The 12993-nt window shown below is 55.3% G+C and carries 10 protein-coding genes; 9 read left to right on the top strand and 1 reads right to left on the bottom strand.

What is annotated here, in order from left to right; genetic code table 11:
* Positions 1–27: 27 nt before the first annotated feature.
* From yieE to cirA, 3 genes are all read left to right on the top strand, one after another.
* Positions 28–894, top strand: a complete 867-nt coding sequence (yieE, locus tag NWV12_RS14950; protein WP_023312476.1) for a DNA-binding transcriptional regulator YeiE — start codon at positions 28–30, stop codon at positions 892–894.
* A 180-nt stretch (positions 895–1074) separates the two neighbouring features.
* A complete protein-coding gene (locus tag NWV12_RS14945; protein WP_023336352.1) occupies positions 1075–2544 on the top strand; it encodes an amino acid permease in 1470 nt (489 codons plus the stop codon).
* Between the two features lie 224 nt (positions 2545–2768).
* A complete protein-coding gene (gene cirA / locus NWV12_RS14940; RefSeq protein ID WP_048979998.1) occupies positions 2769–4739 on the top strand; it encodes a catecholate siderophore receptor CirA in 1971 nt (656 codons plus the stop codon).
* A 111-nt stretch (positions 4740–4850) separates the two neighbouring features.
* Here the strand turns inward: cirA and fghA are convergent, their stop codons facing one another.
* Positions 4851–5678 (bottom strand): S-formylglutathione hydrolase, encoded by an 828-nt coding sequence (fghA, locus tag NWV12_RS14935; protein WP_048979996.1) that lies wholly within the window; start codon positions 5676–5678, stop codon positions 4851–4853.
* 138 nt (positions 5679–5816) lie between these two features.
* On the opposite strand from fghA, the gene NWV12_RS14930 reads away from it, so the two are divergent.
* The 6 genes from NWV12_RS14930 to mglA all read left to right on the top strand — a co-directional run bounded on the left by NWV12_RS14930 (position 5817) and on the right by mglA (position 12985).
* Positions 5817–6965, top strand: a complete 1149-nt coding sequence (locus tag NWV12_RS14930) for a YbfB/YjiJ family MFS transporter (RefSeq protein ID WP_101744607.1) — start codon at positions 5817–5819, stop codon at positions 6963–6965.
* Positions 6966–7067: 102 nt separating this feature from the next.
* Positions 7068–7736 (top strand): GTP cyclohydrolase I FolE, encoded by a 669-nt coding sequence (gene folE, locus NWV12_RS14925; RefSeq protein ID WP_023312471.1) that lies wholly within the window; start codon positions 7068–7070, stop codon positions 7734–7736.
* Between the two features lie 19 nt (positions 7737–7755).
* Entirely contained in the window at positions 7756–8913 is a 1158-nt protein-coding gene (gene yeiB, locus NWV12_RS14920; protein ID WP_048979994.1) for a DUF418 domain-containing protein YeiB, read from the top strand.
* 155 nt (positions 8914–9068) lie between these two features.
* The gene (galS, locus tag NWV12_RS14915; protein WP_029740403.1) at positions 9069–10091 is read left to right on the top strand and encodes an HTH-type transcriptional regulator GalS; all 1023 of its coding nucleotides are present in this window, start codon (positions 9069–9071) and stop codon (positions 10089–10091) included.
* A gap of 295 nt (positions 10092–10386) precedes the next feature.
* The gene (gene mglB, locus NWV12_RS14910) at positions 10387–11385 is read left to right on the top strand and encodes a galactose/glucose ABC transporter substrate-binding protein MglB (protein WP_023312468.1); all 999 of its coding nucleotides are present in this window, start codon (positions 10387–10389) and stop codon (positions 11383–11385) included.
* A 79-nt stretch (positions 11386–11464) separates the two neighbouring features.
* Positions 11465–12985: a galactose/methyl galactoside ABC transporter ATP-binding protein MglA gene (mglA, locus tag NWV12_RS14905; protein WP_023312467.1), complete on the top strand. Its 1521-nt coding sequence runs from the start codon at positions 11465–11467 to the stop codon at positions 12983–12985.
* Positions 12986–12993: the final 8 nt, after the last annotated feature.

The raw sequence follows: 12993 nt of genomic DNA, 5'->3' as shown, positions 1-12993 counted from the left end.
ATCAATCTATATAAGTGGTAAGCAACCATGCACATTACATTGCGTCAGCTGGAAGTGTTTGCCGAGGTGCTGAAAAGCGGCTCGACGACCCAGGCGTCACAAATGCTGGCGCTCTCGCAGTCTGCGGTCAGCGCGGCGTTGACCGATCTTGAAGGACAGCTGGGCGTTCAGCTTTTCGACCGGGTAGGGAAGCGTCTGGTGGTCAACGAGCACGGCCGTCTTCTTTATCCACGCGCGCTGGCGCTGCTGGAGCAGGCTATCGAAATCGAGCAGCTGTTCCGCGAAGACAACGGCGCGATCCGCGTCTACGCCAGCAGCACCATTGGGAACTACATTCTGCCGGAAGTGATTGCCCGCTACCGCCGGGATTTCCCGACCCTGCCGCTGGAGATGAGCGTGGGTAACAGCCAGGACGTTATCAACGCGGTGATTGATTTCCGCGTGGATATCGGCCTCATCGAAGGACCCTGCCATAACGTCGATATCATTGCCGAGCCCTGGCTGGAGGATGAACTGGTGGTGTTTGCGTCCCCGGCTTCGTCGTTATTGCAGGGCGAGGTGACGCTGGAGCGCCTGGCGCAGGCGCAGTGGATCCTGCGCGAGCAGGGCTCCGGCACGCGTGAAATTGTCGATTATCTGCTGCTTTCCCATCTGCCGCATTTCCAGTTAGGGATGGAGCTTGGGAACTCTGAGGCTATCAAGCACGCGGTGCGTCATGGCCTGGGAATCAGCTGTCTTTCCCGGCGCGTCATTGCCGAACAGCTTGAGACGGGGTCGCTGGTTGAAATCCCGGTTCCGTTGCCGAAACTGGTGCGTACCCTGTGGTGCATCCATCATCGTCAGAAACACCTTTCCAGCTCTCTGCAGCGTTTTCTGCGCTACTGCGCCATTTAACGTTTCCCGGTGGCGCTTCGCTTACCGGGGCTACGCGCGCCTGTCACCCCACGTTTTTATGCTTTACTTATAATCCTGGCCGAGTCATGAAGCTCTCTTATAACTGAGTATTTCTGCCGGAAGGAACGCGGATCGTCTGCTACAATCGCGCCTCATTTATTAAATGGACAGCATTTTCATATGGTTTCAGAAATTAAAACCACAGAAGCGCCCACGCTACGTCGTGAACTCAAGGCGCGTCACCTGACGATGATCGCCATTGGCGGCTCAATCGGTACAGGTCTTTTCGTTGCCTCTGGCGCAACGATTTCGGCAGCAGGCCCGGGTGGGGCACTCTTCTCTTATATCCTGATTGGCCTGATGGTGTACTTCCTGATGACCAGTCTCGGCGAACTGGCCGCGTACATGCCGGTATCCGGTTCGTTCTCGACCTACGGTCAAAAATACGTTGAAGAAGGCTTCGGCTTCGCGCTGGGCTGGAACTACTGGTACAACTGGGCGGTCACTATCGCCGTTGACCTTGTCGCCGCACAGCTGGTGATGAACTGGTGGTTCCCGGATACGCCGGGCTGGATCTGGAGCGCCCTGTTCCTCGCCGTCATCTTCCTGCTGAACTACATCTCCGTGCGCGGTTTCGGCGAAGCGGAATACTGGTTCTCTTTGATCAAAGTGGCAACCGTCATCATCTTTATCGTCGTCGGTGTGGCGATGATCGTTGGTATTTTCAAAGGCGCAGAACCTGCGGGCTGGAGTAACTGGGCGATAGGCGATGCGCCGTTTGCCGGTGGCCTTTCGGCGATGATTGGCGTGGCGATGATTGTCGGCTTCTCGTTCCAGGGTACCGAGCTGATTGGTATCGCCGCCGGTGAGTCAGAGAACCCGGAGAAAAATATTCCGCGTGCGGTCCGTCAGGTATTCTGGCGTATCCTGCTGTTCTATGTGTTCGCGATCCTGATTATCAGCCTGATCATCCCGTACACCGATCCAAGCCTGCTGCGTAATGACGTAAAAGACATTAGCGTCAGCCCGTTCACGCTGGTCTTCCAGCACGCCGGTCTGCTTTCAGCTGCGGCAGTGATGAACGCCGTTATCCTGACCGCTGTGCTTTCAGCCGGTAACTCCGGGATGTACGCGTCCACCCGTATGCTCTACACGCTGGCATGCGACGGTAAGGCGCCGCGTATCTTCGCGAAGCTGTCCCGTGGCGGTGTACCGCGTAACGCGCTGTACGCCACAACGGTTATTGCCGGTCTGTGCTTCCTGACCTCCATGTTTGGCAACCAGACGGTGTACCTGTGGCTGCTTAACACGTCCGGGATGACGGGCTTTATTGCCTGGCTGGGGATTGCTATTAGCCACTACCGTTTCCGCCGCGGTTTCGTCAAGCAGGGTCACGATATTAACTCGCTGCCGTATCGCTCCGGCTTCTTCCCACTGGGTCCTATTTTCGCCTTCATTCTGTGCCTGATCATTACGCTGGGACAGAACTATGAAGCGTTCCTGGCGGACACCATTGACTGGGGCGCCGTGACGGCGACCTACATTGGTATTCCGCTGTTCCTCGTCATCTGGTTTGGCTACAAGCTGACGAAAGGAACAAAATTCGTTCGCTACAGTGAAATGGAATTCCCGGAACGATTTAAACAATAACCGCACTTCCTCTCTTTTAACCCGCTCAATCGAGCGGGTTTTTTTATTCCCGCATTCTGATACAAAGATATATTTCTTAACAATTTAATTGATAATAATTATCGTTTGCTTTATCTTTATCAAAAATAAGCGTGTCACCGACCCACCGCAGATGTGGGCGGCAAGGAAGACGCTGTGAGCAATGATGATTTGATTTAGTTGTATTTACCTCATGGAGATATGGAATGTTTAGGTTGAATCCCTTCGTCAGGGGAGGACTTTGTGCGTCCGCAATGTCCCTGGCCCTGCCTGTTATCGCAGCGGAATCCGGCGACACAATGGTTGTAACGGCCTCCGCGACCGAGCAAAACCTGAAAGACGCCCCGGCAAGCATCAGCGTGATTACCCAGGAAGATTTGCAGCGCAAACCCGTTCAGAATCTGAAAGATGTGTTACGGGAGGTGCCGGGCGTTCAGCTCACGAGCGAAGGGGACAACCGTAAAGGGGTAAGTATTCGTGGACTGGACAGCAGCTATACGCTGATCCTGATCGACGGCAAGCGCGTCAACTCGCGTAACGCGGTATTCCGCCATAATGATTTCGACCTCAACTGGGTGCCGGTTGACGCCATCGAACGAATCGAAGTGGTGCGCGGACCGATGTCTTCTCTGTACGGTTCCGATGCGCTGGGCGGCGTGGTGAACATTATCACCAAAAAAATCGGCCAGAAATGGACGGGCACCCTGAGCGCCGATTCCACGATTCAGGAGCACCGCGACCGTGGAGACACCTACAACGGTCAGTTCTATACCAGCGGTCCGCTGGTGGACGGTCTGCTGGGGCTGAAAGCCTACGGTAGCCTCGCGAAGCGTGAGAAAGACGGTCAGCAGAAGTCCTCTACCACGGCGAGCGGTGAAACGCCGCGCATTGAAGGTTTCACCAGCCGCGATGCGAATGTGGAGTTCGCCTGGACACCGTCTGAAAATCACGACTTTACGGCGGGCTACGGTTTCGACCGTCAGGATCGCGACTCGGATTCCCTCGACAAAAACCGCCTTGAGCGTCAGAACTACTCTCTCAGCCACAACGGCCGTTGGGGCGTCGGCAACAGCGAGCTGAAGGTTTACGGCGAAAAGGTGGATAACAAAAACCCGGGCAACAGCAATCCGATCACCTCCGAGAGCAACGCGGTGGACGGAAAATACGTGCTGCCCCTGGGTGAAATCAACCAGCTGCTGACCTTCGGCGGGGAATGGCGTCACGATAAGCTGAAAGATCCGGTCAACCTGACGGGCGGTTCCAGCAGCAGTACCTCGACAAGCCAGTATGCCCTGTTCCTTGAAGATGAGTGGCGTCTCTTTGAACCTCTGGCGCTGACCACCGGCATCCGTATGGATGACCATGATACCTACGGTGACCACTGGAGCCCGCGAGCCTATCTGGTTTACAACGCGACCGATACCGTAACGGTGAAAGGGGGCTGGGCTACCGCGTTTAAAGCGCCGTCACTGCTCCAGCTGAGCCCGGACTGGGTCACCGGCTCGTGTCGCGGTGCCTGTGAGATAGTCGGTAACCCGGATCTGAAACCGGAAACCAGCGAAAGCTTTGAATTCGGTCTGTACTACAGCGGGGAAGAAGGCTGGTTAGAGGGCGTTCAGGCCAGCGTCACCACCTTCCAGAATAACGTGGATGACCGCATCAGCATCAGCCGTACGGCCAATGCGAAACAGGCGCAGGGCTACCCTAACTACGTTGGCCTGAATGCGGACGGTGAACCCATTTTCCGCTACTACAACGTTAACAAGGCGCGTATCCGCGGGGTGGAGACCGAGCTGAAACTCCCGCTGGCGGACGACTGGAAACTGACCCTGAACTACACCTACAACGACGGTCGCGATATCAGCAACGGCGGCAACAAGCCGCTGTCCGATCTGCCGTTCCACACCGCCAACGGTACCGTTGACTGGAAGGCGACGCAGGACTGGTCGTTCTACGTTCAGGGCAACTACACCGGTGAGAAACGCGCGCTGACCAGCAGTGCAGCAACGCCGGGTGGCTATGTCATCTGGAATACCGGCGCCGCGTGGCAGGCGACGAAAAGCGTGAAGCTGCGCGCGGGCGTGCAGAACCTGCTGGATAAAGATCTGAGCCGTGACGATTACAGCTATACGGAAGACGGCCGTCGCTACTTTGTCGGTGTGGATTACAAGTTCTGATGCGGCCAGGGTAAAAGCAAAACGGCAACGTAAGTTGCCGTTTTTAGTATTTGTTCCCTCTCCCTGTGGGAGAGGGCCAGGGTGAGGGCATCAGAGCGCACACACTCGCACTTACCCAAACAAATGCTCCGCATGAAAGCGGAGATGATCCTCAATAAAGGACGCGATGAAGAAATAGCTGTGGTCATACCCCGGCTGGATGCGCAGCGTCAGCGGCCAGTCCTTCTGGCGTGCCGCTTCTGCGAGCACCGCAGGCTGTAGCTGCCCGGCGAGGAACTGATCCGCATCGCCCTGATCGATAAGCATCGGGATCGCATCTGCTGAGCTGCTGGCCAGCATCAGCGCACAGCTGTCCCATTCCTGCCATTTTGTTTCATCTTCACCCAGATAGTTCGTGAAGGCTTTCTGCCCCCAAGGCACCTGCGTTGGGTTCACAATTGGTGCAAATGCCGACACGCTGACGTATTTTCCCGGATTTTTTAACGCCATGATCAGCGCCCCGTGTCCGCCCATAGAATGTCCGCTGATGGCGCAGCGGTCGCTTACCGCAAACCCGGACTGAATCAGCGCGGGCAGCTCGTCGCGAATGTAATCATACATGCGGTAGTGGCGCGCCCAGGGCTGCTCGGTTGCATTGAGATAAAACCCGGCGCCTTTGCCCAGGTCGTATCCTGCATCGTCGGCCACATCATCGCCACGCGGGCTGGTATCAGGCATCACCAGCGCAATGCCCAGCTCGGCGGCAAGTCGCTGCGCGCCCGCTTTGGTGGTGAAGTTTTCGTCGTTGCAGGTCAGGCCCGAAAGCCAGAACAGAACCGGCGGATTTTCCGTCGGCGGCAGGAAAATGCTGAACGTCATCGCACAGTTCAGGACGGTGGAATCATGCCGCCAGCGCTGCTGTCGACCTTCAAAACAACGGTGCTCTTCGAGCAGTTCCATGCAGGGCTCCTTAATGAGAATGCGTATTCATAAAAACCATAATACAGCCTTTTCATTGACCTGTGAGTAACTTTCACTTTCGCCAGACGGCGAGATGCTGCATCATAAATTTACTTTTCTTTAACAATTGGAGCGGTCATGGCGCTGCGTATTGCGCTCAGTGGATTTGTCGTTCTGGTGGTGGCGATGGGGATAGGGCGCTTTGCCTTTACGCCTCAGGTGCCGCTCATGATTGCTGCCGGGCAGCTTACGCTGACCAGCGCGGGTCTGGTGGCGGCGATGAATTATCTGGGCTATCTGGTGGGCGCATGGGATGCCATGCGCGCGCACCGCTTTGTGGAAACGCGCCTCTGGCTTGGCATCACCGGCGCGGTTGCGCTGACGCTGCTCTCCGCGGCGGCGGATAACGCCGTCGTGCACGGCCTGCTGCGCTTCGTGATTGGCTGCATGAGCGGCTGGTCGACGGTACTCATTGCCGCCTGGACCAACGAACGGCTGGGGCAGCTGGGTAAACCGGGCCTGAGCGCCGCCGTGTTTGCCGGGCCAGGGGCGGGCATTGCCCTGAGCGGGCTGCTCGCCGTCTATATCCAGGCGAAATCCCTTTCGGCCGGGGCGGCATGGCAAATCTACGGCGTGCTGGCGCTGGTGCTGATTGCGCTGGTGGCGCGCTACCTGCCGCGATCCGGGCAGCTCCATCGCCCCGGCACCGCGCCGGAGCCGCTGGTGCTGACGGCGGATTTAAAGCGCCTGGTCTGGAGCTACAGCCTGGCCGGGTTTGGCTATATCCTCCCGGCGACATTCCTGTCGCAAATGGCTGCGGTGCGTTTTCCCGGCAGCCTGTTCGCCCAGTTTGTCTGGCCGATTTTTGGTATCGCCGCCGTGGTGGGCATTGCGCTCAGTATTCTTTTACGCCACACCTCAACGGCGAACCGCAGGCTGGCTATCGTGCTGTGGTTACAGGGGGCTGGCGTGCTGGCGGCCTGGCTGCTGCCGGGGATTGGCGGTTTGCTGACGGGCGGGCTGCTGGTGGGCGGCGGTTTTTTGTGTGCCGTGCAGCTCTCTCTTTTATACGGCCGCGAGCTGGCGCCAAACCATACGCGTTATATGGCAGGCCTGCTCACCACCGGGTATGCGATTGGTCAATTGATTGGCCCGATGACCTCGGCGTTATCAACCTGGCTTACCCACCGGCTGGAGCCCGCGCTGGGGCTGGCGGGCGTTGCGCTGTTCGTCGGCGGAGCGCTGGTCTGGAATCGTCACGCTGAAAGGCAACAGCAATTGCAATAATTATCGTCGTGTATACTGGATTATGTGCGCCGCCTCACGCACAATGAGCGCATACTTTTGCCACAACGAGGGCAAAAGACGCCACACCTGCAGGAGAACAAAATGTCATCACTCAGTAAAGAAGCTGCCCTGGTCCACGAAGCCCTGGTTGCGCGCGGTCTTGAAACGCCACTGCGTCCGCCCGTACAGGATTTGGACAATGAAACCCGCAAGCGTCTGATTGCCGGTCATATGACCGAGATCATGGAGCTGCTGAATCTCGATCTGAGTGACGACAGTCTGATGGAGACGCCGCACCGCATCGCGAAAATGTACGTCGACGAAATTTTTTCCGGGCTGGATTACGCCAACTTCCCGAAAATCACCGTCATTGAAAACAAGATGAAAGTGGATGAAATGGTGACGGTACGCGATATCACGCTGACCAGCACCTGCGAACACCACTTCGTGACCATCGACGGTAAAGCGACCGTGGCGTATATCCCAAAAGATACGGTGATTGGCCTGTCGAAAATCAACCGCATCGTGCAGTTCTTTGCTCAGCGTCCGCAGGTGCAGGAGCGTCTGACGCAGCAGATCCTGACCGCGCTGCAAACGCTGCTGGGCACCAATAACGTGGCCGTCTCTATCGACGCGGTTCACTACTGCGTGAAGGCGCGCGGCGTGCGTGATGCGACCAGTGCAACGACCACCACGTCGCTGGGCGGCCTGTTTAAATCGAGCCAGAATACCCGCCAGGAGTTCCTGCGCGCCGTACGTCACCACAACTAAGTCTTACAGGGCAGGAACCATGGAGCGAAACGTCACGCTCGATTTTGTTCGCGGCGTCGCCATTCTCGGTATCCTGCTGCTTAATATCAGCGCCTTCGGCCTGCCGAAGGCGGCTTATCTCAATCCTGCCTGGTATGGCGACATCACGCGCAGTGATGCATGGACCTGGGCTGTTCTCGATCTCTTCGCACAGGTTAAATTCCTCACGCTGTTTGCCCTGCTGTTTGGTGCAGGTCTGCAACTCCTCCTCAAACGCGGTACGCGCTGGATCCAGTCGCGCCTGACGCTGCTGGTTCTCCTCGGCTTTATCCACGGGCTGTTCTTTTGGGACGGCGATATTCTTCTCGCGTATGGGTTAGTCGGGCTCATCTGCTGGCGTCTGATTCGCGATGCGCACAGCGTAAAAAGCCTGTTTAACACCGGCGTGATGCTCTATGTCATGGGGCTTGGGGTCCTGCTGCTGCTGGGGATGATCTCCGGCGAGGCGACGAACCGTTCCTGGATCCCGGATGCCGCTAACCTGCAGTACGAACAGTACTGGAAGCTGAAGGGCGGTACGGAAGCGATAAGCAACCGCGCGGATATGCTGGGGGATAACCTCCTTGCGCTGGGCGCGCAATACGGCTGGCAGCTGGCGGGCATGATGCTGATGGGCGCGTCACTGATGCGCACCGGCTGGCTGAAAGGAGAGTTCAGCCTGCGTCACTATCGGCGAACGGGTGTCGGGCTGGTGCTGATCGGCGTGCTGATTAACCTCCCGGCGATAATCACGCAGTGGCATATCCACTGGGATTACCGCTGGTGCGCGTTCCTGCTCCAGGTGCCGCGCGAACTGAGCGCGCCGTTCCAGACCATCGGCTACGCGGCGCTGATCTATGGCTACTGGCCAACGCTTTCCCGCCTGTGGATCGTCAGCGCTATCGCCTGCGTGGGCCGCATGGCGTTGAGCAATTACCTGCTACAAACGCTGATATGCACCACGCTTTTCTATCGCTTTGGCCTGTTTATGAAATTCGACCGCCTCACGCTGCTGGCGTTTGTTATTCCGGTCTGGGTGATTAACCTGGCGTTTTCTGTTCTCTGGCTACGCTATTTCCGCCAGGGACCGCTGGAGTGGGTGTGGCGTCAGTTAACCGCACATGCTTCAGGGGTATCATTGAGGAACACATCCAGATAACGATCTGGATCACAATCATTAACAAAACGGATGTAAGCGTTTTCATGAGTGTGAGCTTCTTCACGTAGTCCCCTTTCTCTCGCTGCCAAAATAGCCACCTTGCTAAACACAGGGGGTGTCTGTGAGTTGCTGCAATCCTTTGAAGGATGGTGAATATGATCACCATTCGTGACGTCGCCCGTCAGGCGGGCGTTTCTGTGGCTACCGTCTCACGCGTGCTGAACAATAGCGCGCTGGTCAGCCCTGAAACCCGTGAAACCGTAATGAAAGCCGTGACCCAGCTCGGGTACCGGCCAAATGCCAATGCCCAGGCGCTTGCGACGCAGGTCAGCGACACCATCGGCGTGGTGGTAATGGATGTATCGGATGCCTTTTTCGGCGCGCTGGTCAAAGCGGTCGACGTGGTCGCCCAGCAGCATCAGAAATATGTCCTGATCGGCAATAGCTATCATGAGGCGGAAAAGGAGCGACATGCCATTGAAGTGCTGATCCGCCAGCGCTGTAACGCCTTGATTGTCCACTCAAAAGCTTTGAGTGATGAAGAGCTAACCGGCTTTATGGATCAGATCCCGGGCATGGTGCTGATCAACCGCATCGTCCCCGGCTATGCCCATCGCTGCGTCGGGCTGGATAACGTCAGCGGTGCCATGATGGCGACGAAAATGCTCATCAACAACGGGCATCAGCGGATCGGTTATCTGGCCTCCAGCCATCATATTGAAGATGACGACCTGCGGCGCGAGGGGTGGCAAAACGCCCTGAAAGAGCACGGCATTACGCCGTCAGAAAGCTGGACAGGCACAGGTACACCGGACATGCAGGGCGGTGAGGCGGCGATGGTGGAGCTGCTGGGCCGCAACCTGCAGCTTACTGCGGTGTTTGCCTATAACGACAGCATGGCGGCAGGCGCCCTGACGGCGCTGAAAGATAACGGCATTGCGGTGCCACAGCATTTATCACTCATTGGTTTTGATGATATTCCTATTGCCCGTTACACCGACCCGCAGCTGACAACGGTGCGTTACCCCATTGCTTCTATGGCGAAACTGGCGACTGAGCTGGCGTTACAGGGGGCGGCAGGGCTGCTGGATCCGGGCGCAACGCACTGTTTCATGCCGACTTTAGTGCGTCGGCACTCCGTCGCGGCCCGGCAAATTGTGGTTCCGATCACTAACTGATTACTTGAGGTGATGTAACCGTTTTCAATCTGTGAGTAAATTCACAGTATCTTAACAAGACGCTGACTATGATGTCAGCGTTTTAGGGGCTGAAACGCTATGTAACGGTGATTATTCACTTTCACTATAGCCAATGTGCCGCAAACAACGAATAAAACGCATTTCTGGAGCGTTACCGAACACGGAAGATAGAAATTTTATAAGTGAACTTCGGCTGTCAGTAACGTTTTATTAACACCTGCCCGCCGATCGTTATTCACAAGAACTACCCTGCATAAAAAAAACCGGAGATACCATGAATAAGAAGGTGTTGACCCTGTCTGCCGTAATGGCAAGCATGCTTTTTGGTGCAGCAGCGCACGCTGCGGATACCCGTATTGGTGTGACCATCTATAAATACGACGACAACTTCATGTCTGTTGTACGTAAAGCGATTGAGAAAGATGCGAAAGCAGCGCCAGACGTTCAGCTGCTGATGAACGACTCCCAGAACGACCAGTCCAAACAGAACGACCAGATCGACGTTCTGCTGGCGAAAGGCGTGAAAGCCCTGGCCATCAACCTGGTTGACCCGGCTGCAGCAGGCACGGTTATTGAAAAAGCACGCGGCCAGAACGTGCCAATCGTCTTCTTCAACAAAGAACCTTCCCGTAAAGCGCTGGATAGCTACGACAAAGCGTATTACGTCGGTACCGACTCCAAAGAGTCCGGTATTATTCAGGGCGATCTGATCGCGAAACACTGGGCGGCGAACCCGAACTGGGACCTGAACAAAGACGGTCAGATTCAGTTCGTGCTGCTGAAAGGCGAACCCGGCCACCCGGATGCTGAAGCCCGTACCACCTACGTTATCAAAGAGCTGAACGACAAGGGTCTGAAAACCCAGCAGCTGGCGTTAGATACCGCGATGTGGGATACCGCTCAGGCGAAAGATAAGATGGACGCGTGGCTGTCCGGCCCTAACGCGAACAAAATCGAAGTGGTTATCGCGAACAACGATGCGATGGCAATGGGTGCGGTAGAAGCGCTGAAAGCACACAACAAATCCTCCATTCCTGTGTTCGGCGTGGATGCACTGCCAGAAGCGCTGGCGCTGGTTAAATCCGGTGCGATGGCCGGTACCGTTCTGAACGATGCCAACAACCAGGCGAAAGCCACCTTCGATCTGGCGAAAAACCTGGCCGATGGCAAAGGCGCGGCCGATGGCACCAGCTGGAAAATTGAAAACAAAATCGTTCGCGTACCTTACGTGGGCGTAGACCAGTCCAACCTGGCTGAGTTTATCGGTAAATAAGTTAGCGGTACTGTCTCCACTGGGCGCAATTCGTTGCGCCCTTTTATAACGCGATATGCGAGGCCAACAAGGTATAATTATGGTCAGCACAAATACTCAGTCATCCGGTGAATACCTGTTGGAAATGAGCGGTATCAACAAGTCATTTCCCGGCGTTAAGGCACTCGATAATGTTAATTTAAAAGTTCGTCCTCACTCTATTCATGCCCTGATGGGGGAGAACGGTGCGGGTAAATCAACATTATTAAAATGTCTTTTTGGGATCTATCAAAAAGATTCTGGCAGCATTCTTTTTCAGGGGAAAGAGATCGATTTCCATTCAGCGAAAGAAGCACTGGAAAACGGTATCTCGATGGTTCACCAGGAATTAAACCTGGTGCTGCAGCGTTCAGTCATGGATAACATGTGGTTGGGGCGTTATCCAACCAAGGGTGTCTTTGTCGATCAGGACAAAATGTATCGCGACACCAAAGCGATTTTTGATGAGCTGGATATTGATATCGATCCGCGCGCCCGCGTGGGAACATTATCCGTCTCCCAGATGCAGATGATCGAAATCGCCAAAGCGTTCTCCTATGATGCGAAAATCGTCATCATGGACGAACCGACATCGTCATTAACGGAAAAAGAGGTTAATCACCTTTTTACCATTATTCGTAAGCTAAAAGATCGTGGCTGCGGCATTGTGTATATCTCCCACAAAATGGAAGAGATCTTCCAGCTGTGCGATGAGATTACCATTCTGCGCGACGGTCAGTGGATTGCCACGCAGCCGCTGGAAGGGCTGGACATGGACAAGATCATCGCCATGATGGTGGGCCGTTCCCTTAACCAGCGCTTCCCGGACAAAGAAAACAAGCCGGGCGAAGTGATCCTGGAAGTGCGCAATCTGACCTCGTTGCGTCAGCCGTCTATTCGCGACGTCTCCTTCGACCTGCATAAGGGCGAAATCCTGGGGATTGCCGGTCTGGTCGGGGCAAAACGTACCGATATCGTGGAAACCCTGTTCGGTATCCGTGAGAAAGCCGAAGGCACTATTACGCTGCACGGTAAGAAAATTAACAACCACAACGCCAACGAAGCCATTAATAATGGTTTTGCGCTGGTGACGGAAGAGCGTCGTTCGACCGGTATTTATGCCTATCTGGATATTAACTTTAACTCGTTAATTTCTAACATTCGCAATTACAAAAACAAAGTCGGACTGCTGGATAACTCCCGCATGAAGAGCGATACCCAATGGGTTATTGACTCCATGCGCGTGAAAACGCCAGGACACCGCACCCAAATTGGTTCTCTGTCAGGCGGTAACCAGCAGAAAGTCATTATCGGACGTTGGTTATTAACCCAGCCAGAAATTCTGATGCTGGATGAACCGACCCGCGGTATTGACGTCGGCGCGAAGTTTGAAATTTATCAGCTGATTGCCGAGCTGGCGAAAAAGAATAAAGGGATCATTATTATTTCTTCCGAAATGCCGGAATTGTTAGGGATCACGGATCGTATTCTGGTTATGAGCAATGGTCTCGTTGCCGGTATTGTTGACACCAAAACGACAACGCAAAACGAAATTTTGCGTCTTGCGTCTTTGCACCTTTAAGATCAGGG

It is taken from the genome of Enterobacter sp. Crenshaw (assembly GCF_024734705.1).
In the GTDB taxonomy this organism is placed as follows: Bacteria; Pseudomonadota; Gammaproteobacteria; order Enterobacterales; family Enterobacteriaceae; genus Enterobacter; species Enterobacter asburiae_B.
This window is presented reverse-complemented; position numbering and strand designations above follow the sequence as displayed.

What these genes read in the sequence shown, in the direction of transcription:
- yieE (WP_023312476.1), top strand. Translation starts at nt 28, where the DNA reads ATGCACATTACATTGCGTCAGCTGGAAGTGTTTGCCGAGGTGCTGAAA.
- NWV12_RS14945 (WP_023336352.1), top strand. Translation starts at nt 1,075, where the DNA reads ATGGTTTCAGAAATTAAAACCACAGAAGCGCCCACGCTACGTCGTGAA.
- cirA (WP_048979998.1), top strand. Translation starts at nt 2,769, where the DNA reads ATGTTTAGGTTGAATCCCTTCGTCAGGGGAGGACTTTGTGCGTCCGCA.
- fghA (WP_048979996.1), bottom strand. Translation starts at nt 5,678, where the DNA reads ATGGAACTGCTCGAAGAGCACCGTTGTTTTGAAGGTCGACAGCAGCGC.
- NWV12_RS14930 (WP_101744607.1), top strand. Translation starts at nt 5,817, where the DNA reads ATGGCGCTGCGTATTGCGCTCAGTGGATTTGTCGTTCTGGTGGTGGCG.
- folE (WP_023312471.1), top strand. Translation starts at nt 7,068, where the DNA reads ATGTCATCACTCAGTAAAGAAGCTGCCCTGGTCCACGAAGCCCTGGTT.
- yeiB (WP_048979994.1), top strand. Translation starts at nt 7,756, where the DNA reads ATGGAGCGAAACGTCACGCTCGATTTTGTTCGCGGCGTCGCCATTCTC.
- galS (WP_029740403.1), top strand. Translation starts at nt 9,069, where the DNA reads ATGATCACCATTCGTGACGTCGCCCGTCAGGCGGGCGTTTCTGTGGCT.
- mglB (WP_023312468.1), top strand. Translation starts at nt 10,387, where the DNA reads ATGAATAAGAAGGTGTTGACCCTGTCTGCCGTAATGGCAAGCATGCTT.
- mglA (WP_023312467.1), top strand. Translation starts at nt 11,465, where the DNA reads ATGGTCAGCACAAATACTCAGTCATCCGGTGAATACCTGTTGGAAATG.